Annotated in this window: 26 protein-coding genes; 6 read left to right on the top strand and 20 right to left on the bottom strand. The window is 47.3% G+C overall.

The window, feature by feature from the left end; genetic code table 11:
• Positions 1-97 precede the first annotated feature (97 nt).
• Entirely contained in the window at positions 98-1,309 is a 1,212-nt protein-coding gene (locus tag M662_RS08615; RefSeq protein ID WP_026577518.1) for a nucleotidyltransferase, read from the top strand.
• A 35-nt stretch (positions 1,310-1,344) separates the two neighbouring features.
• On the opposite strand, the gene M662_RS08610 is transcribed toward M662_RS08615, so the two are convergent.
• Together M662_RS08610 and M662_RS08605 are read right to left on the bottom strand one after the other, a co-directional pair.
• Positions 1,345-2,373 (bottom strand): SepM family pheromone-processing serine protease, encoded by a 1,029-nt coding sequence (locus tag M662_RS08610; RefSeq protein ID WP_026577519.1) that lies wholly within the window; start codon positions 2,371-2,373, stop codon positions 1,345-1,347.
• On the bottom strand, positions 2,370-3,167 hold the full coding sequence (locus M662_RS08605; protein WP_008639155.1) for a patatin-like phospholipase family protein: 798 nt from the start codon (positions 3,165-3,167) through the stop codon (positions 2,370-2,372). The genes M662_RS08610 and M662_RS08605 overlap by 4 nt, the downstream gene beginning before the upstream one ends.
• A gap of 161 nt (positions 3,168-3,328) precedes the next feature.
• On the opposite strand from M662_RS08605, the gene ylbJ reads away from it, so the two are divergent.
• Positions 3,329-4,525: a sporulation integral membrane protein YlbJ gene (gene ylbJ, locus M662_RS08600; RefSeq protein WP_236096548.1), complete on the top strand. Its 1,197-nt coding sequence runs from the start codon at positions 3,329-3,331 to the stop codon at positions 4,523-4,525.
• Between the two features lie 19 nt (positions 4,526-4,544).
• Here the strand turns inward: ylbJ and coaD are convergent, their stop codons facing one another.
• The 3 genes from coaD to M662_RS08585 form a co-directional block, all read right to left on the bottom strand.
• Positions 4,545-5,021, bottom strand: coding sequence for a pantetheine-phosphate adenylyltransferase (coaD, locus tag M662_RS08595; RefSeq protein WP_008639152.1), 477 nt, complete (start codon positions 5,019-5,021; stop codon positions 4,545-4,547).
• A gap of 14 nt (positions 5,022-5,035) precedes the next feature.
• The gene (gene rsmD / locus M662_RS08590; protein WP_008639150.1) at positions 5,036-5,584 is read right to left on the bottom strand and encodes a 16S rRNA (guanine(966)-N(2))-methyltransferase RsmD; all 549 of its coding nucleotides are present in this window, start codon (positions 5,582-5,584) and stop codon (positions 5,036-5,038) included.
• A 283-nt stretch (positions 5,585-5,867) separates the two neighbouring features.
• Positions 5,868-7,130, bottom strand: coding sequence for a hypothetical protein (locus tag M662_RS08585; RefSeq protein WP_026577521.1), 1,263 nt, complete (start codon positions 7,128-7,130; stop codon positions 5,868-5,870).
• 101 nt (positions 7,131-7,231) lie between these two features.
• Between M662_RS08585 and M662_RS08580 the strand changes: the two genes are divergently transcribed.
• Positions 7,232-7,621: a DUF7147 family protein gene (locus M662_RS08580; RefSeq protein ID WP_008639146.1), complete on the top strand. Its 390-nt coding sequence runs from the start codon at positions 7,232-7,234 to the stop codon at positions 7,619-7,621.
• Positions 7,622-7,655: 34 nt separating this feature from the next.
• Here the strand turns inward: M662_RS08580 and M662_RS08575 are convergent, their stop codons facing one another.
• Positions 7,656-7,934, bottom strand: coding sequence for a YlbG family protein (locus M662_RS08575; protein WP_008639144.1), 279 nt, complete (start codon positions 7,932-7,934; stop codon positions 7,656-7,658).
• Between the two features lie 99 nt (positions 7,935-8,033).
• Between M662_RS08575 and M662_RS08570 the strand changes: the two genes are divergently transcribed.
• Entirely contained in the window at positions 8,034-8,360 is a 327-nt protein-coding gene (locus tag M662_RS08570) for a hypothetical protein (protein ID WP_152413415.1), read from the top strand.
• Here M662_RS08570 and M662_RS08565 read toward each other — a convergent pair whose 3' ends face one another.
• The 5 genes from M662_RS08565 to M662_RS08545 form a co-directional block, all read right to left on the bottom strand.
• Positions 8,361-8,804, bottom strand: a complete 444-nt coding sequence (locus M662_RS08565; RefSeq protein ID WP_026577522.1) for a YlbF/YmcA family competence regulator — start codon at positions 8,802-8,804, stop codon at positions 8,361-8,363.
• 82 nt (positions 8,805-8,886) lie between these two features.
• Complete coding sequence (gene ylbD / locus M662_RS08560) at positions 8,887-9,252, bottom strand: spore coat protein YlbD (RefSeq protein WP_008639137.1); 366 nt, start codon at positions 9,250-9,252, stop codon at positions 8,887-8,889.
• 57 nt (positions 9,253-9,309) lie between these two features.
• The gene (locus M662_RS08555) at positions 9,310-10,074 is read right to left on the bottom strand and encodes a CAP domain-containing protein (RefSeq protein WP_051348866.1); all 765 of its coding nucleotides are present in this window, start codon (positions 10,072-10,074) and stop codon (positions 9,310-9,312) included.
• Between the two features lie 15 nt (positions 10,075-10,089).
• Positions 10,090-10,314 carry a hypothetical protein gene (locus M662_RS08550; protein ID WP_026577523.1) on the bottom strand — a complete coding sequence of 75 codons (225 nt, stop codon included), beginning with the start codon at positions 10,312-10,314 and terminating at the stop codon, positions 10,090-10,092.
• A 105-nt stretch (positions 10,315-10,419) separates the two neighbouring features.
• Positions 10,420-10,848, bottom strand: a complete 429-nt coding sequence (locus M662_RS08545) for a CBS domain-containing protein (protein ID WP_008639132.1) — start codon at positions 10,846-10,848, stop codon at positions 10,420-10,422.
• A 206-nt stretch (positions 10,849-11,054) separates the two neighbouring features.
• On the opposite strand from M662_RS08545, the gene M662_RS08540 reads away from it, so the two are divergent.
• Both M662_RS08540 and ytvI read left to right on the top strand, forming a co-directional pair.
• The gene (locus M662_RS08540; protein WP_026577524.1) at positions 11,055-11,531 is read left to right on the top strand and encodes a YugN family protein; all 477 of its coding nucleotides are present in this window, start codon (positions 11,055-11,057) and stop codon (positions 11,529-11,531) included.
• Between the two features lie 132 nt (positions 11,532-11,663).
• Positions 11,664-12,722: a sporulation integral membrane protein YtvI gene (gene ytvI / locus M662_RS08535; protein WP_008639128.1), complete on the top strand. Its 1,059-nt coding sequence runs from the start codon at positions 11,664-11,666 to the stop codon at positions 12,720-12,722.
• 39 nt (positions 12,723-12,761) lie between these two features.
• Here ytvI and M662_RS08530 read toward each other — a convergent pair whose 3' ends face one another.
• The 9 genes from M662_RS08530 to M662_RS08490 all read right to left on the bottom strand — a co-directional run bounded on the left by M662_RS08530 (position 12,762) and on the right by M662_RS08490 (position 23,587).
• Positions 12,762-13,304 carry a GNAT family N-acetyltransferase gene (locus M662_RS08530; RefSeq protein WP_008639124.1) on the bottom strand — a complete coding sequence of 181 codons (543 nt, stop codon included), beginning with the start codon at positions 13,302-13,304 and terminating at the stop codon, positions 12,762-12,764.
• Positions 13,305-13,457: 153 nt separating this feature from the next.
• Positions 13,458-13,913 (bottom strand): DUF420 domain-containing protein, encoded by a 456-nt coding sequence (locus tag M662_RS08525; protein ID WP_008639123.1) that lies wholly within the window; start codon positions 13,911-13,913, stop codon positions 13,458-13,460.
• A 63-nt stretch (positions 13,914-13,976) separates the two neighbouring features.
• Positions 13,977-14,876 carry a cytochrome c oxidase assembly factor CtaG gene (gene ctaG, locus M662_RS08520; RefSeq protein ID WP_008639122.1) on the bottom strand — a complete coding sequence of 300 codons (900 nt, stop codon included), beginning with the start codon at positions 14,874-14,876 and terminating at the stop codon, positions 13,977-13,979.
• A 157-nt stretch (positions 14,877-15,033) separates the two neighbouring features.
• Positions 15,034-15,360 carry a cytochrome c oxidase subunit IVB gene (gene ctaF, locus M662_RS08515; protein ID WP_008639121.1) on the bottom strand — a complete coding sequence of 109 codons (327 nt, stop codon included), beginning with the start codon at positions 15,358-15,360 and terminating at the stop codon, positions 15,034-15,036.
• 3 nt (positions 15,361-15,363) lie between these two features.
• On the bottom strand, positions 15,364-15,987 hold the full coding sequence (locus M662_RS08510) for a cytochrome c oxidase subunit 3 (protein ID WP_008639120.1): 624 nt from the start codon (positions 15,985-15,987) through the stop codon (positions 15,364-15,366).
• On the bottom strand, positions 15,984-17,855 hold the full coding sequence (gene ctaD / locus M662_RS08505) for a cytochrome c oxidase subunit I (protein WP_008639118.1): 1,872 nt from the start codon (positions 17,853-17,855) through the stop codon (positions 15,984-15,986). Before ctaD ends, M662_RS08510 begins: the two co-directional genes overlap by 4 nt.
• Before the next feature lie 38 nt (positions 17,856-17,893).
• Entirely contained in the window at positions 17,894-18,958 is a 1,065-nt protein-coding gene (gene coxB, locus M662_RS08500) for a cytochrome c oxidase subunit II (protein WP_008639116.1), read from the bottom strand.
• 698 nt (positions 18,959-19,656) lie between these two features.
• A complete protein-coding gene (gene pyc, locus M662_RS08495; RefSeq protein WP_026577525.1) occupies positions 19,657-23,100 on the bottom strand; it encodes a pyruvate carboxylase in 3,444 nt (1,147 codons plus the stop codon).
• 205 nt (positions 23,101-23,305) lie between these two features.
• Positions 23,306-23,587, bottom strand: coding sequence for an Fpa/YlaN family protein (locus tag M662_RS08490; protein ID WP_008639110.1), 282 nt, complete (start codon positions 23,585-23,587; stop codon positions 23,306-23,308).
• Positions 23,588-23,665 lie beyond the last annotated feature (78 nt).

Raw genomic sequence — 23,665 nt, 5'->3', positions numbered from 1 at the left:
CTGACGTTTTAACCAAAGATCCTTAAGGAAAGCGAATTTTTCCTATTTCCATGATAAAATAAACCAAACACTTGTTCAAGGACGAAGGAGGTTTTTCATGAAATCCTGCGGAGTGGTTGTCGAGTACAACCCTTTTCACAATGGTCACTACTATCATCTTCAACAAGCAAGGATACAGACGGAAGCGGACTGCATCGTCGCCGTCATGAGCGGTCCTTTCCTGCAGCGGGGAGAGCCTGCCATCATAGACAAATGGCACAGAACGAAGGCGGCACTAAGGGGCGGCGCGGATCTCGTCGTCGAACTTCCCTTTCTCTATGCCGTCCAAAACAGCGACTTTTTCAGTAAAGGGGCCATCCGAATTTTGGCCGATCTGGGTGTCCAAGCGGTCTGCTTCGGCAGTGAGAGTGGACGGATCGACGCTTTCTTGCAAACGAAGGAGCAGATGGAGCTTCATGAGGATACGTATCAGGAAACACTCAGGAAAAGCATGGCAGAAGGCCTTTCCTTTCCCGAAGCGTCTCGGTTGGGATACGAAGCCATCGATTTCCCCGACGGTGCGGTCGACATGTCCCAGCCGAACAATATCCTCGGTCTTAGTTATTTGAAAGAAATCGCTGCTTATGCCCCGCATATAGATCCGGTGACGATTCTTCGGAAAGACAGCCATTACCACGAGGAAGACATTACCGGAACCATCGCAAGTGCTACAAGCATACGCAGGGAGCTGTTAAAAAAACAATGCTTGACTGAAGCGGCAGTGAAATCCCTGCGAAAGGATACGGTGGAGCAGCTGCTGTCTTATCGCTCTATGGCGGGAGTGTGGCATGAATGGGAGCGTTATTTTCAGCTCCTCCAATACAAGGTCGGCACGATGGAAGCTTCCGTACTCAGAAGCATTCACGGGGTCGATGAAGGGCTTGAGTACAGGCTGAAGCGCCTGATGAAGGACGCTGTATCCTTCCAGGACTTTATGGATAAAGTCAAAACAAAACGCTATACATGGACGAGGCTGCAGAGGACGCTTGTGCACATCCTTGTCGGGACAGATAAAGAAACCGCCCGGCGCGAGCTTCAGGAAGAACAACCGCCTTATGCCAGAGTACTCGGAATGAATGAGCATGGACGCTCGTTCTTGAAAGAAGCTAAAAAAACAACGCCTGTACCTGTGATTACCCAGCCACAACAGCTGACTCATCCTCTTCTTGAGCTTGAGGAACGGGCGACGGCTGCTTATTACGCTCCTCTCGCGCCGAAGCAGCGCACGGCACTCATGAAACGGGAATACCAAGCCCCTGTTATTCTGTAATCAAAAAGAGCCGTTCTGTAAGAACGGCTCTTTTATTACCCCTGTTCCGTTTTCATGTCTTTCAAATAGTTAAGGGCATCGGTAAAGGTATCAACAGGAACGACCTTCATATCCGTATCGATCTCCTCCGCCGTTTTCTTCGCCACTTCGTAATTGGAGCCTTTCCTTCCCTCTTCATTTGGAGCGAAGAACACGTCGGCACCTTCCTTCGAAGCAGCTACCACTTTCTTATCAATTCCACCGATCGGGCCGACGATTCCTTCATAATTGATTTCTCCGGTACCGGCAATTTCAAGACCGTCAGTCATATCCTCTTCGGTCAGCTGATCATAAATTTCCAGGGAGAACATCAAACCGGCACTCGGTCCGCCGATATCGCCGCTCATTACGTTTACTGCCGGATTGACATCAACAGACCGGTCTGTAACGAGGGAGATACCGACTCCGATTTTGTCCGGTGTATCCGGGAATGGAGCAAGCGCGACATCCCTCTGAATAGTCTCTTTCCCTCGTACGATCGTCAGTTTCACTGTGTCCCCTTCCTTCATTTGACTAACGTAGTCAATCAAATCGCTCGTCTCTTTAATCTCTTTGCCGTCCACCTCTGTGATCTGATCACCTATCTCCAGTTCATCCTCTGCCGGCATGCCGTCAACAAGGCTCATGACATACACGCCTTCATAATTGATCTGGATATCTTTCCCGGCTGCCTCATAGGCAACGACTTTCGCCGCTTCCTGGGATGTCTCCATCATCTGCAGCTGAGCGTGGAAGTATTCTTCTTCCGACACGCCTTCCGGGCGGATTTGATCAATTGGATAGATTTGATGATAGGGACGGATTTTGGCAAGAAGCCATTGGATCGGCGTCGCTTGTCCGCCCCGGACGGTCACAAGGTGCATATCTCCTTTACTTTCATACCCTCCGTCCACTTCGACAATTGGATTGAGCGCATCAGCCGTTCCCGGTTTATAAATATAGAACGGAAGACGATACGCCCCGAGAAAAGCGACGATCAGTAATGTAATGACCGCGGTTATTACCAGTCTTTTATTCGATTTCATTTTGTTCCAGACTCCTTCCACGCAGCGAGTTTCTTACGTATTTCTTCCATGCTGTCCTCCGCTGCCTTCTCCCCTGCTTTCACGATCTCGGGTATGTTTGTGAACGCACGGGAACTGTACCTGGAGACATCCGGACGGATCATGACATCCGCATCCGAGGAAACACCCGTCGCTGTAAGCAGTTCATCCTGCATGATGTCAATGCTTTGGGTGATGACGTCATAGATAGAGTTGATATTGGGACTGGCATCGAAATGGGCACAGTCGATCGCAATGACAAAGTCCGCCCCCATTCCTTTCACGACGGAGACCGGAACCCTGTCCATGACTCCTCCGTCTATGTACAAACGATCCCCAATCTTCTCAGGCACGAATATCCCCGGAATAGCGATACTTGCCCGTACCGCATCGCTCGCAGGGCCGCTTGTGAAAATTTTTTTCTTACCTGCATATAGATCGGTAGCGACGATGGACATCGGAATATCCAAGTCTTCGATCGCCTTCCCGAACGTAAACAGGCGGATGTACTCCTTGATCCTCTTCCCTTGGACAAACCCCATTTTCGGGACGGTAAAATCAAGGAAATATTTGCGCTTGAATGTGAACGCAAGCTTGTATAAATCGTCCATTTTTTGTCCGGCAGCAAAAAAAGAGCCCACAAGCGCTCCCATACTGCTTCCGGCAATTAAATCGACTGGTATGTGCTGCTCTTCGAGGACTTTTAATACCCCCAAGTGTGAAAACCCCCGGGCGCCACCAGAGCCCAGAGCCAAGCCGATCTTCGGTCTTCCCACATGGCATTCCCCTTTCTCGCGAGTAGTTTATTTTATGGAATAAACCGACTCCTTATGAGCGTACACATAGAATATGGACAAACCTTATATCCAGCCGAAATATATCCTCATTCTACTATTTCTCTAGGTATAAGTACAGAAAACTGCGATACCGGAGGAGGTTGATCCAGATTTCTAAATTGAAGACCGTCGTTCTTACCCTGATGGCGACTTCTCTTGCGGTTGCTTTGATCCTTTACCCGAAAGATGCCCTCTCCGCAAGCTTGAGGGGACTTGATATTTGGTGGGAAATCGTCTTCCCGTCCCTGCTTCCCTTCTTCATCACGGCAGAGTTCCTGATCGGTTTTGGTGTTGTCCACGGTCTCGGAGCATTGAGCGAACGATTCATGCGGCCGCTGTTCAACGTTCCTGGGTGTGGCGGGTTCGTATGGGTGATGGGGATGGCGAGCGGATACCCGGCCGGGGCAAAATGGACAGCTGATCTCAGGAAGAAAGGAGAGGTGACAAGAGTGGAAGCAGAGCGGCTGGTGGCGTTCACGAATGCGTCCAGCCCTTTGTTCCTTTTCGGCGCCATTGCTGTTGGTTTTTTCCATGATGCCAACCTTGGTGTTCTGCTCGCTGCTTCTCACTACGGCGGCAATATGCTTGTAGGCATCGGGATGCGGTTCTATGGGAGAAATGACCGGGAACAACGATCCATGGAGCGGAAGTCGTCAACGTGGAAAGATGCTTTTTGGAAGATGCATCACTCACGCCTGAAGGATGGACGTTCTTTCGGTAGACTAATGGGTGACGCTGTGACCCGTTCTGTCGATACGCTACTTATGGTCGGGGGATTCATCATGCTCTTCTCCGTCCTGACTGAGCTTCTCAAACAAACGGGCGCCATTCATATCTTCACCCATATCCTTGCATGGACGGGCCTTCCAGATGCTTTCCAGGTTCCTTTCGCTGCCGGAATGCTCGAGTTGACGACTGGAGTAGGAGCGGTGACAGACACACACGAACCCCTGCTCGCCCAACTTTTAGTGGTCAGCTTCATCCTTGGCTTCCACGGCTTTTCTATTCAGGCACAGATTGCAAGCATCCTGTCGGAAACAGACATTCGTTTCCAACCTTATGCGCTCGCCCGCATAGCCCACGGCGTTCTAGCAACGGTACTCATGTTCATCTGCTATGCCTTTTACGTCCGTTCTCCCTTTCAGACACAATCGCTGCCGATTTGGAACCCGGATGAGCGATTCACGCTGCCGATTCTGGAATTCTTCCACGAGTATGGTCCACCAATTACTATGATTGCCATCCTCTTTATGATTGCTGTGAAATGGACAAAAAAAAGACAATCCGCTTCTTCATGAAGAAGGATTGTCTTTTTCGTTAAAATTTCTCTGCGAGTGCTTTCTCGACCGCAGGAGGCACCAAATCGGAAATATTCGCCCGATATTTGGCGACTTCCTTTACGATACTGGAACTTAGGAAAGAGTATTGGTTGTTCGTCATGACGAAGAAGGTTTCAATGTCTTCGTTCAACTTTCTGTTCATGGATGTAATCTGCATTTCATATTCAAAGTCACTGACCGCCCGCAGGCCGCGAATAATGGCATTCGCATTCTTCTCTTCTGCATAATCCATCAGAAGACCACTGCAGGCATCGACAGAAACGTTATCCAAGTCCTTCGTTACTTCCTCCAGAAGCGCTACGCGTTCATGGACATCAAACAGCGGTGATTTGCTTTGGTTGTTGAACACCGCCACCGTCACGTGATCGAACACTTTGGCACCTCTTCTGATAATGTCCAGATGACCATATGTAACTGGGTCGAAGCTTCCCGGACAAATTGCTAGCTTTGTCATCTACTTAATCCTCCTCATTGAAAAATGCTCACGCCGATATTGCTGCCGTAGAAGTCGGTTTTCTGAAGTTTCAGACGGCCCGCTTCTTCCGGGATATCTTCCGAGGCATCGTGCTCACAGACGATAATAGCATCATCTGCAACAAGATCGTTCTGTAAAAGCGCTTCCATTAAATCCTTATACGAGAACTTCTTATAAGGAGGATCAAGGAAGATATATTCAAACTCCAACCCGCGTTTCCCCGCAGCTTTAATCGCGCGTTTCGCATCGGTACGAAACACTTCCACCCTGTCTTCTATATCGAGCAGTTTGATGTTTTCATATACGGTCTGGACCGCTTTCTGCTGCTGGTCGACGAAGACACAGGAATCCGCCCCGCGGCTGATCGCTTCGATTCCAAGACCACCACTGCCGGCGAACAAGTCCAGTGCCCGTCCACCGTCAAAGAAAGGACCAATTCCGTGAAAGACGGCTTCTTTCACTTTATCTGTCGTCGGGCGTGTTTTATGAGTAGGGACAGATTTCAACTGTCTGCCCTTGAATTGACCTGCAATCACTCGCATTGTGTACACCTCTTTTGTCAGCATTCCCCATAATCCTACCATAAATTACGTCTTTCGGGGAAGTGCATCCTTGTGGGGATGCTTATCAATAAAAATTTCCTGTTCCATGAATATCCGGCTGGACTTATGCCCATACTAGCAACGGAAGCGGATGATACTGCTTCTGAAAACGGAGAAGACTTACATCCCCATAAGTTCTTCCTCCGGTTTCTCCTCTCCCTTTACTTTTTTGTTTCATCTTGCATGATCCAAAAAAGCAGGGCTGCCCGTGATTCGGGCAGCCCTATTTTTTTTGAAATGCGCCGAACAAATCGTCTACATACCGTTTTTTCATATAAAATGTTTCGCCGAATTGTTTCAGTGCCCCTTCCGCTATCCCGAAGTCCTCTTCGTTGAAGATGAAGATGGGCTCATTTTCATAAAAGACGTACTCTCCATCAGGTGTGAGGATTCGTATCTGCCCTTTACCAACAGAGACCAAGCTGTATCCTCGCTGTTGTGCCAATTCTTTCACGGGATAATACGGCTCTCCCTGGTAAACGACTGCCGGCACCGGCTCGTGTTTAAGAACAAAGTACAGTTCCTTCTCGCCTTTCCTAAAGTAGGAGGTTTTCATACCTGTAATCTCATAAAGGGAGCGGTCTAGAAAGGATGCAAGGTCGGCAGGGGCTTCGGAGCGTACGATCTTTTGTTCCAATAAATCTCGAGCCGCCTTAGAAAGACCATCCCTGTTTTCCGCACCTATCAGTCCAACCGCCCGTTCGATTGTGTTACCATCTTGCTCGGAAGATAACGAGGTCAGCTTTCGCTTTAACAGTTCCATCCTTAGAGCATCGTCATCTTTACCGGGCACCTGCCAGTATCCGTCTTTTACTTTAAGGGATTTTGTACCGGTGCGGACAACGGCAGGCCCGTATAAGTCAAGAATCTCCTTGAACGATTCCCTGTCTTCCTCCAGCCAGTTGTTCTTGTCAGAAAGAAGCACCGTACTGTCCTCATACGTCCATTCCTCCATACCTCTTGTCACATAAAGAGGATATTCTTTCCCGAACTTAAAACGGTGAAAATGTATCCTGTCGAGCTCGATGTCTGCCGGCTTTCGGACAGGTGCCGCCCAATTTCTTTCGGAACCTGCAGCATCCAATATTTTCAGAGTGAAGGAAGACTGGACCGGGCTGCCGTTTTTGTGTACTACCAAATGCCAATTATCCCACTGCTTGTTCTCTGGAATCTTTACCGTATACGTAAGGTGTACGGAGGCTGTCTCTTCCAGGTTTAACTGTTGACCATCAACCAAACGGCATCCATCTTCTTCGTATGCACAGGATACGTCCCCTGCACCAGGAGGGAAATCGACCTCATAAACACCCGGTGCAAGAACCGCGTAATGATATGTGACAACGGCTATTTGTCGCTCTGCTTCGATTGTGATCTGCAGTTCCTGTTCAGGCTTCGCACCACCTTTCCCTGCCGCATGCCACTGATAGGCAAGGATAACGGTGAAAAAGACGAAAACCAGCCAGCCTGTCCGCTTCCATATTTTCAATAGAACTTCCCTCCTTTCCTGAGAAAATCAACGTTCACATTTCCTGACATTCGTGCTACCTTTAAACGAGAAGATGCAACGAAGAAAGGATGTTCTTATTTATGATACAGAAATTCATCGAACTTGGCGAAGGGTATGCGGATATTTATGAATTAATTGATCTGGGCGAACGAATGCCGGATCGTATTCAGCACGCCATCGCTTTTTACAGTGAGAAGGAAGGCAAACCGACCGCTTCCCTTTCGCTTGTCATGAAACCCGCCTTTGGAGATAAATTTCAACCGATTTATATATGCAGAGAAGGGATCCCAAATCCCCACGAGATGCCTAACAAGCGGTTTGATCTATTTAAGGAAATGGCCGAGAAAGCCGGCAAAGAGGTAAGCGAATTCACAATCAAACCATCCAACCTTTTTCCGGAAACCGAATTGTTCTATCAGCACTTGATCGGCATTCTTCGGATGAACCGTTTCATCGCTCCACTCACATAAAAAAGGAACTTCCGGTCGGAAGTTCCTTTTTCAGTCAAATACCCATCTTATAATCATACTGCTTCGCCTTATCAGGCTTCGCATTTTCATAATCCGTCCGTATTTCCGGCTTGAAGGAAGGCTCGACGCGGGAAATGAAAGGGAGGCGTTCCAGCTTCTCCATCTTAAACTCCAAGTCCTCCTGATTAACATAAATGAGAGCATACTTCATTTTTTTGGAAGCATGGATCAAATGCCCATGTTTCTTTATCTGCCTGATGTTTTTCATATGTTGAAAATAGACGATAATTCCTTGCCGTTTCGTTCTGTTCATAGTCCGTCTCTACTCCCCATGAAACATAATTTGTTAACGACAGTTTACCAAATGAGGAACAAGCCGGCAATGACTCTTTTTTTGAAGGGTGGTATTTTCATGCAGACCGATCAGGAAAAAGCTTGGCAGAAGTTCGAATCCTTGTTGGATCAATCTCCTCTTTTTAAGCAAGTTACATCAAAAATATATGCCGGGATGCCGTTCTTTTATCTTCATACAGATAGATCCGTTGACCGAGAACCCGTTGAAAATACGCTGAAAAACTGTGCAGCGACTGCGATGAAAGGCAAACGCCTGACCCTTGCGATGAGTTATGTACGCAAGGATCAGGCGCTTTATGTGTATCGGGTTCGGTTTCTCGTACCACAAAAGAAGATGTTCTGCTGTGGGAATGGATGTACCGACTGCATCCGTTTGGAGCGGTAGTCAGGAAGCGCAGCCGCAGCTTCCACCACTACCACAGCCGCCGCTGCATCCGCTGTCGGTAAGGGCCGCGCCGTTTTTCGGTACTTTAATCTGTTCGCTCACGCTGAAAGCAACACTTTCGCTTATTTCATCCAGGAGCTTTTGAATCTCGCGTTCCGCTTTCTTGAACTGTGCCACGGATTCATGCATATCCATCTCTCTTTTTACCAGTCGGACTTCCTTCATGATCGAATTGTAATCCGGGTGATAGCGACCGAATCGCTGCACGTCCTCATAGTGTTCTTTCATATCTGCAAAGCGCTTGATGAGCTTCTGCGCCTCTTTATCGTTGGCAAGAGCCGATTTCGCCTCTTGGTAATGCTGCATCGTATCGGAGTTCATGACCATCCGGCCTATAGACTCGGAACGGTCCAGGATATCGACAATCTCCATTGTAGCTAACATAATAACTTGTCCACCTCCATCTCTATCTTATCAAATAGGAAGGCAGATGGAAATGTAAGAATCTCCACCTGCCTCTTTCTCCCTAATAATAGGGGTACTCCATTTTCTCTTTACCCTGTGTGGAATCACTCCGGACATCGGTGATCAACTGCTGGAACTGGCCCAACGCTCCATTTAGTTCATCGATCTGACGCGATACCTCTTCCCAGTTTATATCTTCCATCAACAGGCCGATTTGTTTGATCCAGTCCATCTTCGCCTGACCGGGTTCATTCTTGACTTTAGGAAGGGATCCCCAGAACGGATCCTTTTCACCCAGGATCAGCCATTTCTCGTAATAGTTCTGGATCAAACCATGATTTTTACGGAGCTGTGCCTTCACTGCAGGTTTACGATCGACGAATGCTTTGAACTGTTGGACATTCGGGTGCAACTCATTCGTTCCCATTTCCTACACCTCACTGTCAGAATTACAGTATAGCCTATGCATAAAGAAGCGAGGCGTTCATGGGAGTGTCAGGAAATTCTGGGTGTAATGCATTCGGAAGACACCGATGCCGACATGAGTGAATTCCGTATCCAGCAGTGCTTTTCTATGGCCGGGGCTGTTCATCCAGCCGTTCAAGGCGGCTGTCGGATCGACGTAACGAGCGGCAAGGTTTTCTCCCGCCCGGGTGTAAGAAATGCCTTCCAAGCGCTCCTTCAATCCATTTCCGTCCGGAGAATGATGAGAGAAATAATCCGACCGTGCCATGTCCTCACTATGCCGGTAAGCGACTGCTCCCGCTTCTTTATGCTCCTTGAGCTCATCCGCTCCCTCCCGTTTCCTTATGTAATTAGTAAGGGCGAAGATCTGCGCCTTTTCCCCTTCCTGCACGGCTTCCCACTCTTCTCTATCCAAGTACTCCGCTGCCGGGAGTGCCCCGTTATAGACGAGACGGTACGGTTGCTGCCGAAGCAGGAAATCATTACGGATCAACCGAACAGCAGAAACCTTTTCTGTCACCGTATCGATATATAACTGGAGCGACCACTGCTCTTCTAATGGTAAGAGCGGCCTCGTCCGAACGTCCTCTTCCGATAATTCAAAGGTATAAGGATCTTCACTCGGTAAGGGGAATTTTCTCTGCAACGTCTCACGCCTGCCGATGGTTTGGTAGGAATCACCGACTCGGACATCCCCGTGTTTAACTCTATGGAATACAACCGCCGTTACCGCTTCCCCTTCATACATCCCAATCAGGATCGGTGCCTCTCCTTCTTTGTACATCCACCACTGATAGCCTTATCTCCCAGGGGCCTTCTTCATCGGTGCACCCAACAGCACCGCGAGGTCTTTCGCGGTCGCCCCCGGAATCATTTCCAAGGAGAACGCTTCTTTCTCTTGCATGGGCTCCCCCGTTGTCACTACAGCCTCTTCCAAACCTTTCTCTTCTTCCCCACCTATCTTCCATAGCCCAAAAATAAGCAAGGCCGCTGCACATCCCCAAATCAACCCCCATCTTTTCATCCGTTCCTCCTTGTTAAAAAGTATTTACTTATATGTATAATAATCATCCAAATCATCTATGAACATTATAAAAGACAACCCGCCCTAAAGCGGGTTGCCTTCTTCTCAGTGGAGTTCCGGACGTTCGGAAATATCCTGCAAAGCCACTCCTGCTGCATGGTCGGACATTTCTTCAACGGAGAGATCTCCGAGAGAAAGCATGCCGACGAGTTTGCCGTTTTCCACGACAGGCAAGCGTCTGATTTGGTGCTGAGCCATGATCCGGCTCGCTTCTTCCAATGACGTATCCGGTGAACAGTTGTACATATGGTCACTCATCACCTGCTGGATCGGTGTAGAATCGGGCTGCTTCGCCGCATAACCGCGAATTGCCAGGTCACGGTCCGTGACCATTCCCATAAGGTTCCCCTGCTCATCGCAGATTGGAATCGCTCCTACGTTCCTTTCTTTCATCATGGAAGCCGCTTGGCTCAATTGATCATTCGTATGACAGACAACTACATCACTGGTCATAATATCTTTTACCGTCTTCATCAATAATTCCTCCTTCATTAAGTCGAAATCAAACTTTATTGTCTCCTATTTGAGGATTTTATTACATGCAATGCCGACCCTTTTGTTGTATAATATAACTGTAAATGCCAATAGTAAGTAATGGAACGGAACACCATAGACAATTGCGAAATAAATCCGTACGATCGTCCGGTAAGATACATAACAATTTGTGAGGTGTATAAACTATGAGGTTAGAAGGTACTGGTATGGAAGGTCTTGTCGTCGACCTTAAACCGCTTACGGAATTAATGGAAAGCAACGGTTTTATCCTTGGCGGCTCCTGGGATTATGAGCGAGTAACGTACGATTACAAGTTGGAAGCACCAGAAAAGAATGTGACCCATTACATACGGATTCAGGGATTCGCCGTTGAAGGGGATGTCGATCGAGGAGATGCCGTCATCCGGCTTCTTCAGCCTCTTCTAGGACGTCATTATTATCCTCACGGCATCGAGTATGGGCATCAGGAGGGCTTTTCTAATGATTTAGTAGAAAGAGCCTTATCCTTGGTACACAAAGTCGCAGACGGCGCGAAGAAATACCATACACAAGTACCTGAACATATTGTCCTCGATAAATTAAAGAAATGGGCACAGGAAAATGAAAACGAAGAAGTGCTCGCAAAAGTGAATGAACTTTCGAACGATCCGGACCGCCGCTGATACAGCCGGATGCCACTGAGTCGCACATCATTGAATGATGGGCGGCTTTTTTAGCAGACCTGTATATGGAAACAGGTTCCATTTATGCAAACTCTACACAGATTCATGGGGGAAAGGAGAAAGATACTTAAATTGTTCCGATATCTTTCAAAAAAACAATGGCTGCTGATCATGGCAGCTATCCTACTTATCATCATCGCCTACTTTATTCTGCCTGTGTCGATTCCGCTCGTCCTGGCATTTGTGACGGCATTATTCTTGAATCCCTCGGTTCGATTTTTCGAATTCAGGTTCCGGATCAACAGGAAAATGTCTGTGACGATCGTGTTTCTTTTGTTCCTTGTATTTCTCGGCCTTCTCGGTTCTTTCACGATAACGAAAGCAGTCACTCAAATTGTGCAGCTGGCTGACAACGCTCCGGGTTATATTAACCAAATCAACGATGTCCTTCTGGACTGGGAAGAGAATATGTCCAGCTTCACACAGAATATGCCGAAGGAGTTCGTCGACAAAGTAACGAATGAACTTACAAATGCAGTGGACAGGACTTCCAATACGATTGCAGAAAAGCTTGAAATTACAAATATCGCAGCCGCCGCGGCCAAGATACCGGAATTACTGGTCAGTCTGCTCGTTTATCTGATTGCCCTGTTTATGTTTATGTTGGAGCTTCCGCGCTTACGGGAAAAGATGCACAACAATTTCACGGAAGCGACATCTGAAAAAGTTAAATTCATGAATGCTCGCCTGTCCTATGTCGTGTTCGGCTTCCTGAAAGCCCAATTTCTTGTGAGTATTATCATTTTCATTGTCTCTCTGGCAGGACTACTGTGGATTGCACCGGAAGTCGCTCTACTGATGTCCTTTATTATCTGGATCATCGACTTCATTCCAATTATCGGTTCCATTGTTATTCTCGGTCCATGGTCCGTCTATACCCTGCTCACCGGTGATGTGGCTACCGGAACGAAGCTCGCCATTCTTGCTATCGTCTTACTGGCTATAAGGCGTACAGTCGAACCGAAGGTCATGGGTCGGCATATCGGGCTCTCCCCGCTTGCCACGCTCATCGCCATGTATTTAGGACTGCAGCTGATTGGACTGCTCGGATTTATCCTTGGTCCTCTGCTTGTCATCGCTTTTAATTCCGCTAAAGAAGCGGGAATTATTAAATGGAATATGAAAATATAAACGATAAAAACCCGGAAGCATCTTCATGCTTCCGGGTTTTTAAATTCCTTCGTGAAACGTATTCTGTTTATGATCCTTCGGTGTTTTATCTTTCTTGAATACAAGGATATCCTGGCTTCTTCCCGTATGGTTAAAACCGTTATTGATTAAAACTTTCTGTGATGGAATATTTCCCTTATCACACTGCGCTTCGATCCCCTTTACATTCTCCTGGCGAAACGCCCATTGACACAATGCATCCACTGCTTCCGAGGCAAAGCCGAAGTTACGCTCGGATGCGACGATATGGTAACCGACTTCTATGTTTCCATCTTCATCGGGCAGGCCTTTAAAACCAATATCCCCGATTACATGTTCTTCTTCAAGGTCGATGATCACCCACGGTCCGAATCCAAGCTCTTCCGGATTGTTCTCCAGCCTCTCTGCATACATCGGCAGCAACGCTCGCAGTCCGTCATGCGGCCAATTTTTATTCCAAGGCAGTTGGAATTTGTAATAAAAAGCCAAGGAATTCTTCATCAATGTTTGTGCCAAATCGAGTGTGACCGGAAAAAGCTTCAATCTTGCTGACTTCACTTCCATCCGTAATCCATCCCTTTCCTATATGTATAGAGGATTTTATTAGTACATTCCTTTATACCTTTTTCCTCCAGTTGTTAAACAAAAAAACAACGAATAATTTCGTTGTTTTTCCTAACTTCCGTGAGAGGAATGGCGAAAGCAGCGACCTTCCACTTATGTACCTAGAATCGCCTTGATCATACTCGTCGTCACGCCGCCGTCGTAGATGATGTAAAGAAGCAGATAAACCGCAACTCCGGTAACCGCGGTGAAGAACCAGATGATACTTGTTACTGGTCCGATTTTCCTATGTCTTCCAATGTTCTTCTTAAACCCGAAAAGCAGGGTCACGATTCCAAATACAGCCCCTGCTGTCGCAAGGAAGATATGAAAAATGAGGAAGATCGTATAGTAGACTTTGATTTCATCCGGTCCACCGAAACTTGTATTCCCGACAAAGACAGTCCGGCTGGCATAGATGATAAAGAAAGTCAGTGCACTGACCGCAGCAAGCAGCATTACTTTCCTGTGTGCACTCTTTCTATCCTTAATAATCAAATACCATCCGACAGCTACAAAAACGGCACTGATTACGATGAAAAATGTACTTAACGTCGGCAATATTGGCATACAAGCACCTCTTTCCCTTTTCAAACAATGATGATATTAACTTCTGGTTATTAAATGGACGCTTCAAGTCTCTGTTCCAACTGTACCGGGAAGCGGATCGATCGTATCTTTTTCTTTATTAAACCATTGGAAGAAGATATAAGCGATCACGGATCCGAAAATGATCTCCTGCGTTACTTTCATGATAATCCCGCCAAGCTGTTGATCTTCAAGGACCGGCATCGCTGAAAAATAAGAAGGACCAGTCAGCGTTCCTGACAAACCACTCAAAACATCCGCTGGCACACACAGGCTCATTGCCTGAATCCAAGCGCCGCCGTCTGAATATGTCGCATAGATTGGTGACCCGGCAAAAATAATCAGCCCGCAGGCAGGAGTAATCAGGACGCCGTTTGCAAAAATGAATCCAATTTTCAACAGGGGACTCAGCCTGTCCATCCGTTTCAGCGGCGGAAAGACGGAAAGCCACATACAGAAGGCTGTAAACAGAATGAACGTCGTGATCAACGTGTGCGCCCACTCACTGGATTTGGCAAAATCGAATATAGGCGGCATATGATAGATAGAAAACAAGCCGTTGAATACGATTAGAGAAAGCAGTGGTTTCGTTAAGAAACTCATAACGGGAGCAATCCCTCCAGCCGTCAGGACTTTCTCCCAAATCCAGACGGGAACACCCTTAATAATTAAAATTGGGAACAGCAGATAATACAGCGCCATCTGCGTCATATGGGCGGTGAACATGATATGGCTCAGGAGATCGACAGGAGAGCCTTTAATGGTGTATAAGAGAACTATACCCGAATAAAACAGCACTTGCTGAACAATGGAAGGTCGCGCTTCCCCTTCCTTTCTCCCCGGACCGGTCACATAATAGTAGACAGATGCCAGTACCAGGACAAAAAGAAGATAGAATGGACTCCACAGTGCACGGAAGCCGAAGATTTGAAGTTCTAACCACATGGTTGCCACTCCCTGTTCGTTGTATTTTCTTCTTCATTTTACCGAATTCATTTGGAAAAAACGAGGAAATATTAAGTAATATTCCCACTATTCATTATTTAGACAAAATTATTGCGAATGAAGAAAAGACCGGACACGTGTCCCGGTCTTTTCCCAGTTACCACCAAACGATAGAGGTGAACGTGATGATTGTCAGGAGTGCCACAGCCGCTCCGCCGTACATCATCAACGCCGGCATGTCGTGCCCTTTGTTTTTCATATGCATAAAATAATAGAGCTGGAATGCCACCTGGACGACTGCAAGAACAATCAGGATCGGGATGATGAAATACGAACTCACTTCCATGATCACCATTCCGAAAGCAATTAAGGTGAAGAAAATCATCAGCACAAAGGTGATCACCTGCTGCTTCATTTCTTCCTTGTGCTGTTTCTTCTCATACTCCGCCTTGTGGACAGGTTTGGTATATGTTTTCTTCGCCATCGCTTAACCCACCTTTCCCATAAGGTAGACGACTGTGAAAATGAAGACCCATACAACGTCGATAAAGTGCCAATAAAGACTGGCGATGTAAAACTTAGGGGCATTGTATAAGTTTAAGCCCCGCTTCTGGTTACGGATCATCAACGTAACGATCCAACTGAGTCCGAAGAGGACGTGTCCGCCGTGAAAACCTACCAACGTGTAGAAGGCAGAACCGAACGCAGAAGAACGGAATGTGAATTCATACTCGTGAATGTAATGGACGAATTCATAAATTTCCAATCCAAGGAATCCAAGCCCGAGCAGCACCGTCACTCCAAGCCATGCCTGCATCTTGCCGAAATCGTGGTTTTTCATGTGATACATCGCATATACGCTTGTTAATGAACTCGTCAGAAGGAGCATCGTCATAAGGAACACAAGTTCAAGACCGAATAAATTCTCCGGTGTGTTCTCTCCCTGTGTGGAGCCGTTCAGAGCAAGATAGGTTCCGAACAGACTCGCAAACAGGACCGTTTCCCCACCGAGGAAAAACCAAAAACCGAGAAACTTATTCTTTCCTTCGAGGGTGGCCTTTTCAGGATCATGCGGCATTTGTTTGGGATTCAATACATCTTCATGACTCATTTCTTGGCAACCCCCTTCTTAATATCTTCTTCCAACTCTTCTTTATGGATGTGATGGCCGAGATCATCTTTTACAGACCGGAGCAGCATCGATAGTAAGGTGATTCCCATCCCTGCGAAGACCGCGATCAACCAGGAAGAATCATCGACTTGATAAATGAAGCCGAAACCGGCGATGAAAAGTCCTAAAGACATAGTAAATGGAAGAATCGATGCATTCGGCATATGGATGTCACCAAGTGGTTCTGCCGGAGTCATCCCCTCTTTTCCATCCATTTTTTCGACCCACAATGGATCCAGGCCGCGGACCAACGGCGTCTGTACGAAGTTGTAGTGCGGCGGAGGGGAAGGAATGGACCATTCAAGCGTACGGCCGCCCCAAGGATCCCCGTCGACCTTCTTCTCACGAACGGACGTGTAAATGACGTTGATCATAAAAATAACGGTTCCAATCGCCATCAGGAAGGCCCCGACCGTACTGATCAAGTTTCCTGTTTCCAACCCCTGTCCTTCAAGGAATACCCAGTAACGTCTCGGCATCCCCATCAGCCCCAGGAAGTGCTGAATGAAGAATGTCAGGTGGAAGCCGATGAAAAACGGCCAAAATGCCAATTTACCTAATTTTTCGTTCAATACTTTACCAAACATCTTCGGCCACCAGTAGTGCAGAGCCGCGAACAATCCAAAGACGACACCGCCGACGATGACGTAGTGGAAGTGACCGACTACGAAATACGTATCATGATACTGGTAATCGGCAGCCGCCGCTGCCAGCATAACCCCTGTCATCCCACCGATGGTAAAAGAAGGGATGAAGGCGACAGACCAAAGCATTGCAGAGGTCATCTTGATCTGGCCGCCCCACATCGTGAAGAGCCAGTTGAATATTTTGATTCCGGTCGGAACCGCGATGGCCATCGTAGCTACGGCGAAAATGGAGTTAGCAATCGGTCCCATTCCGACGGTGAACATATGGTGGGCCCATACCATGAATCCAAGGAACCCGATCAATACCGTAGCAAATACCATTGCGGAGTATCCAAACAAACGCTTTCTGGAAAACGTCGAGAAGATATCACTGAATGCACCAAACAGCGGCAGGATCAGGATATAGACTTCCGGGTGTCCGAAAATCCAGAATAAGTGTTCCCAGATGATGACGTTACCACCGAGGGCGACGTCAAAGAACGCAGAACCGAACATTCGATCGAACATCATCAGGAACAAACCGACCGTCAAAGCCGGAAAGGCGAACAAAATCAGTGTACTTGTCACAAAGACCGACCATGTGAACAACGGCATCCTCATATACGTCATACCAGGCGCACGCATATTGACGATCGTTACGAGAAAGTTGATCCCCCCGATCAACGTTCCGGCACCTGATATCTGCAGACCCATGACATAGTAGTCAACGCCGTGACCAGGTGATGTCGTCGATAACGGTGCATAGTTGGTCCAACCGGCATCCGGCGCTCCTCCTGTGAACCAGGAAACATTCAGCATCAATCCGCCGAACAGGAAAAGCCAGAATCCCAAAGAATTCAAAAATGGAAAGGCGACGTCCCGCGCCCCGATTTGTAACGGTACAACGGCGTTCATTAATGCGAAAATGAGCGGCATAGCCGCAAGGAAAATCATGGTTGTTCCATGCATCGTGATCATTTCGTTATATAGTCCAGCCGAAATGAAATCGTTGTCCGGTTTCATCAGCTGAATTCTTATAATCATGGCCTCCAGACCGCCGATAAGGAAAAATAATCCTCCGGCAACCAGATAAAGATGCGCGATCTTCTTGTGGTCTACGGTAGTCAAATAATCCCAAATCGCAGCACCGAGGCCTCGCTTGTGTGCTACTGCAGTACTCACGCTTTAACCTCCCTTTTCAACCTCTATCAATTATTGAATCACTCGTCCTCACTCTGTGTCGGAACATCACTGCCCACGTCAGAGTGCTGCAATTGTAATAAGTAATCGGCAATATCAGCTGCCTCATCTTCTGTAACAAGCTCGGACGGCATCTGGTTTCCAGGCTTCACTTCATCCGGCTGTACGATCCAGTCGACGAGGTTCTCCTTGGAAGGCTCTAATATACCGGCAATCTTCTCCCGATTACCGAAGTTAGCCAGATTCGGCCCCACACCGGCAGACGCTCCACCGATAGCGTGACAGCTCATACAGTTATCATTGAAAAGTTTCTGACCATCCTGAGCGGATGTCGTCTCCGGAGCGGCTTCCGGATCAATATTCTGCATGTCTTCCACCCACTGATCGTACTCATCCGGACTGACCGCCACCACGCGGAAATCCATCAAAGAGTGGGAAGGGCCGCAAAGCTCGGCACAGTGTCCCCAGTAGACCCCTTCTTCATTAGCTTCTAAGTACATGGTGTTCATATTCTCTCCTGGATTCGTATCCATCTTTCCAGCGATGGAAGGAAGCCAGAAGGAGTGGATGACATCACTGGATTTCATATTTAAGTAGACACGCTCGCCTGTCGGGATGTAGAGCTCCTGACTGACGGCAATTTCCTGATCCGGGTAATTGAAATGCCACCAATATTGGTTCCCGGTGACTTCGATCGTCACAACCCCTTCATCCCCTTGAGTGGATTGATCAGCAAGATCGAAAGTCGCTTGTACGGTAGGAATGGCCAGGACAAGCAGAAGGATGATTGGAATGACTGTCCAGATCACTTCCAGCGCCTTGTTGCCTTCCGTCTGTTTCGGAATGACGTGTTCCTGTCCTTTCTTTTCCCTGAAACGGATAAGAACGAAGGCGTAAATGGCCATAACGATCACAAAAACAAAGATCATGATCGCAATACTGATCAACATAAGATCCAATAATAATTCCGCTCCATACCCCTTCGGTTTCAAGGCACTAAGGTTCTCTTCTCCACATCCGGAAAGGAACGCGGTAAGAAAACCGAGTAAAAGGAAAGAACGGAACTTATTCGTCCAACCTCTCATGCGCAATACCTCTCTTTCTCTTATAGTGACAAATTATATTTTAAAGCCCGATCCATAAGGACCGGCCATAAAAACGAAAACCCGGTAACCGGCTTAGTTCAAAGCCTTATGTAGGTATTCTTCAACAGCAGAGGTAAATCTTTCATGCAGGACTAGTGATATCGTGCCTCTTTCCAACAATCGTATGCAAATAGGTGTGAACAAAGCTCTGTCATCTTCCACTTCCTGTCGGATGAAATTTGGAAGAATCGGTGAAGGTATCATGGAGAATCACTCACGAAAGCGGTTCCGCAAGTTGAAAAATAAAAAAGTCTAAAGGATGACAGATTAAGGTCGGTCATGCTTCTTGAACCGGATGGAATAAAGATAAATTCTTACTGCTTCCACCAATGTTAACAAGCATGTAAAAAAGAAACTGTTTCTTGCTAGAAAAGTAATTTAATGACAGGAAACATCAAATAAATTGTATCATGTAATCGCTATCGTATCTATTTAAACAGAGGAATTTTATTATTTTGTGACGAATTTGTGAATTTTTCAATGAGGCACTCATAAGCTTCGAATCCGAAGCTTCCCAGTACCGCGAAGAGGATCTCCACCTACCATCCTATCCAAGATGACCAAGAAATAATCGTAGATCTATAAAGCAGCCTCTGCCATCAAAAAAATACGCGCCCCCTTAGGGACACGTATTTATCTTATTCAAATTCGATGAGGAGATCTCCTACATGAATCGCATCGTTATTGGATACATAAACATCTTTGATTTTCCCGTCGAATGGAGCTTGAACCGTCGTTTCCATCTTCATGGCCTCGGTGATCATCAGATGATCCCCCTTCTTTACATCTTCTCCTTTGCTGGAAAGGACTTTGACGACTGTACCAGGCATACTCGCTCCTATATGTTTATTATTTGATTTATCGGCTCTCGGACGCTCATCAACAGCCGCCTTCACATTCTCATCACGTACAACGACTTCACGCGGCTGACCGTTCAGCTCAAAATAGATAACGCGGGTTCCGTCGATCTGGGGTTCTCCGACAGAAACGAGCTTGACGATCAATGTTTTTCCCTGTTCGATCTCTACTTCGATTTCCTCTCCGAGGCGCATTCCGTAGAAGAATGTCGGCGTATCAAGTACAGACATGTCTCCGTACTGTTCCGTGAATCCATGATAATCCATGAACACTTTCGGATAAAGAGCATAGCTGATCATATCGAAGCTGGTCACCGGACGGTCGAGTTTATGGAACAGCGTTTCTTTCAGATCCGTGAAATCTACCGGCTCCAGCAATTCTCCCGGGCGTACGGTAATCGGTTCCCGCCCTTTAAGAATAATACGCTGGAGCTCCTGCGGAAACCCACCGTACGGCTGTCCAAGATAGCCTTGGAACAACTCTACCACGCTGTCCGGAAAGTCAAGCGTGTCCCCTTTGTCATATACGTCATCCTCGTTTAAGTCATTTTGAACCATGTAAAGGGCCATGTCTCCGACCACTTTGGATGACGGTGTTACCTTGACGATATCACCGAACATGTCGTTTACACGACGGTACATCGTCTTCACTTCTTCCCATCTGTTCCCAAGCCCGACGGCTTTCGCCTGCTGCTGCAGGTTGCTGTACTGCCCCCCTGGCATCTCATGCTCATAAACTTCCGTATGTGGAGCCATCATACCGCTTTCAAAATCCTGGTAATACTTTCTGATATCTTCCCAGTACTTCCCGAGCTCTTCATAAGCTTTGATGTTGACATCAGGCTTTCTTTCGCTGCCTTCCAAAGCATAATAAAGGCTGTTCGCACTCGGTTGTGACGTTAATCCGGCCATCGATCCTGCGGCAACGTCTACTACATCAACACCCGCTTCTACCGCTCTGGCATAGGTAAATAAGCCGTTTCCGCTCGTGTCATGCGTGTGAAGATGGATCGGAATATCCACCGTCTCTTTGAGAGCTGTGATCAATTGATAAGCGGCTTCCGGCTTAAGCAGCCCTGCCATATCCTTGATTCCTAAAATGTGGGCACCAGCCTCTTCCAATTCCTTGGCAATCCGCTTATAGTAATTCAGATCGTACTTCGGACGGCTTTCGTCGAGAATGTCTCCTGTGTAACAGATGGCTGCTTCTGCTACTTTGCCGCTTTCACGCACCGCATCTATGGTCAGCTTCATTCCTTCCACCCAGTTCAAAGAGTCGAAAATACGGAATACATCGATTCCGGCATTTGCACTTTTCTCCACGAACTCACGGATGAGGTTGTCCGGATAATTTTTGTATCCGACCGCGTTGGATGAACGAAGGAGCATTTGGAACAATACGTTCGGTGCTTTTTGACGCAGCTTTAATAGACGCTCCCAAGGATCTTCTTTGAGGAATCGATAAGATACATCAAAGGTGGCTCCTCCCCACATCTCCAAGGAGAATAAATCTGGAAGCAGGCGTGCAGTAGGCTCTGCGATGTTTTCAAGGTCTTTCGTTCTTACTCTTGTGGCAAGGAGCGACTGGTGAGCATCACGGAACGTCGTATCGGTGAGGAGCACATCCTTCCGTTCCTTCAGCCATTCAGCAAGTCCTTCCGGGCCGCGTTCATCAAGAATTTGCTTTGATCCCTCCGGCACAGGTTCGGAGTATTTGACTTCGGGAACCCTGGGCTTCTGAAATGGAGGTTTCTTCCGGTTGCCGTACCCTTCAAAACCGTTGATCGTCCGATCGGCAATATAGGAAAGCATCTTCGTACCACGGTCTTTCCGCTTAGGAAATACAAATAGTTCCGGTGAACGGTCGATGAAGGTGGTATCATATTCGCCTGACAGGAACTGCTTGTGCTGAACGACATTCTCAAGAAAAGGAATATTCGTTTTAATACCGCGGATCCGGAACTCTTTCAAATTACGGACCATCTTATTCGCTGCCTGATCGAAGCTCAGTGCCCATGTGGACAACTTCACAAGCAGGGAATCATAGTAAGGGGAAATGACGGAACCATGAAACGCATTCCCTGCATCGAGACGAACCCCGAAACCTCCTCCGGACCGGTAAGCCATGATCTTCCCTGTATCCGGCATGAAGTTGTTTAACGGATCCTCTGTCGTAACACGGGACTGGATCGCGTAACCGTGCGGTTTGATTTCATCCTGATGAGGAATGCTGACCCGGTCACTATGTAGTCCGTACCCTTCCGCTAAAAGAATTTGGGTCTGGACGATATCCACACCTGTAATCATTTCTGTGATCGTATGCTCTACCTGAACACGAGGGTTTACTTCTATAAAATAAAAGTCATCGCCGGTAACAAGGAACTCAACTGTTCCAGCATTGACATATTGGACATTGTCCATTAATTTAACCGCTGCAGCACAAATCCGCTCCCGGAGATCATCTGAAAGATTAACACTCGGAGCCACTTCCACCACCTTCTGGTGACGGCGCTGGACAGAGCAATCACGCTCGTATAAGTGGATGACGTTGCCTTCATGATCCCCCATGATCTGCACTTCGATGTGCTTCGGCTCTTCAATCAGCTTCTCTACATATACTTCATCACTTCCGAAGGCAGCCTTCGCTTCCGAGCGGGCACGGTCATAAGAATCTTCCAGGGTCTCTCTACTGCGGACGACCCGCATGCCCCGGCCGCCGCCGCCCATGGATGCCTTGATCATTAACGGATAGCCGTGTTTGTCACCAAAGGCTCGTATCTCATCCAAACCGCTTACAGGACCATCGCTCCCGGGAATGACGGGAATATCCGCTTGAACCGCCTGGTAACGGGCTTTCACCTTATCCCCGAACATGCTCAAATGTTGGCTGGTCGGGCCGATGAACGTAATTCCCTCTTCTTCACATCGACGGGCAAATTGAATGTTCTCTGATAGAAAGCCATAGCCCGGGTGGATGGCATCTACTCCAACACTTTTCGCGATTTCGATGATTCCTTCAATGTCCAGGTAAGCATCAATAGGCTTCTTACCTGCCCCGACAAGATAGGCTTCATCCGCCTTATACCGATGATAGGAGCCTGTATCCTCCTGAGAATAGACGGCGACCGTACGGATATTCAGTTCCGTACACGCGCGGAATACACGAATCGCGATCTCCCCACGGTTCGCTACAAGAACTTTGTTGATTTTTTTCACTTGTGCCATAGTCCCACTCTCCATTTCTATCATTTACTATGTCTGTTTCTAGATGTAATCTGCAATGGATGATCTTTCTGTTACTTTTACTACATAGGAACCTATTTTTCCTGCTTTTTTGACTTTTCCAATGGATGGCAGTTATCTGTGCGCTGTTTTTTAAAAACTAAAAAACTCAAACTACAACAAGTATTGTCGTAATTTGAGTTGATAATCAAGACTTTTGAGAAGCCTCGTGCAGTACATTCAATTGTTTTTCCAAATTATCCAACAGCTGTTTTCCCTCTTCATCACTAATCAGGTTCAGCCGGACCGCAAAGTGGATTTCCCTGGATAAACCGAACATCTGTGTATCTAAAACCTCTTCATAAAGTGGACACTGAGGCATTGTCAGATTGTCCATCTGTACTTTAATCAACTGTAGAATTTTATCAGCATCAGCTTTAAGAAGGGCATAGGCTTTCTCACGATGATCCACAGCCACATCAGACAACATCAAAATCCCCTCCCGAATACATGTCTTTCTTTTTAACATCTTATCGTTTACACGCAAAAAATGCAACATTGGAATCGC

The organism is Bacillus sp. SB49, assembly GCF_000469135.2.
In the GTDB taxonomy this organism is placed as follows: Bacteria; Bacillota; Bacilli; order Bacillales; family Halobacillaceae; genus Halobacillus.
The sequence above is the reverse complement of the archived record's forward strand: the minus strand, read 5'-3'. Positions and strand labels throughout refer to the sequence as shown.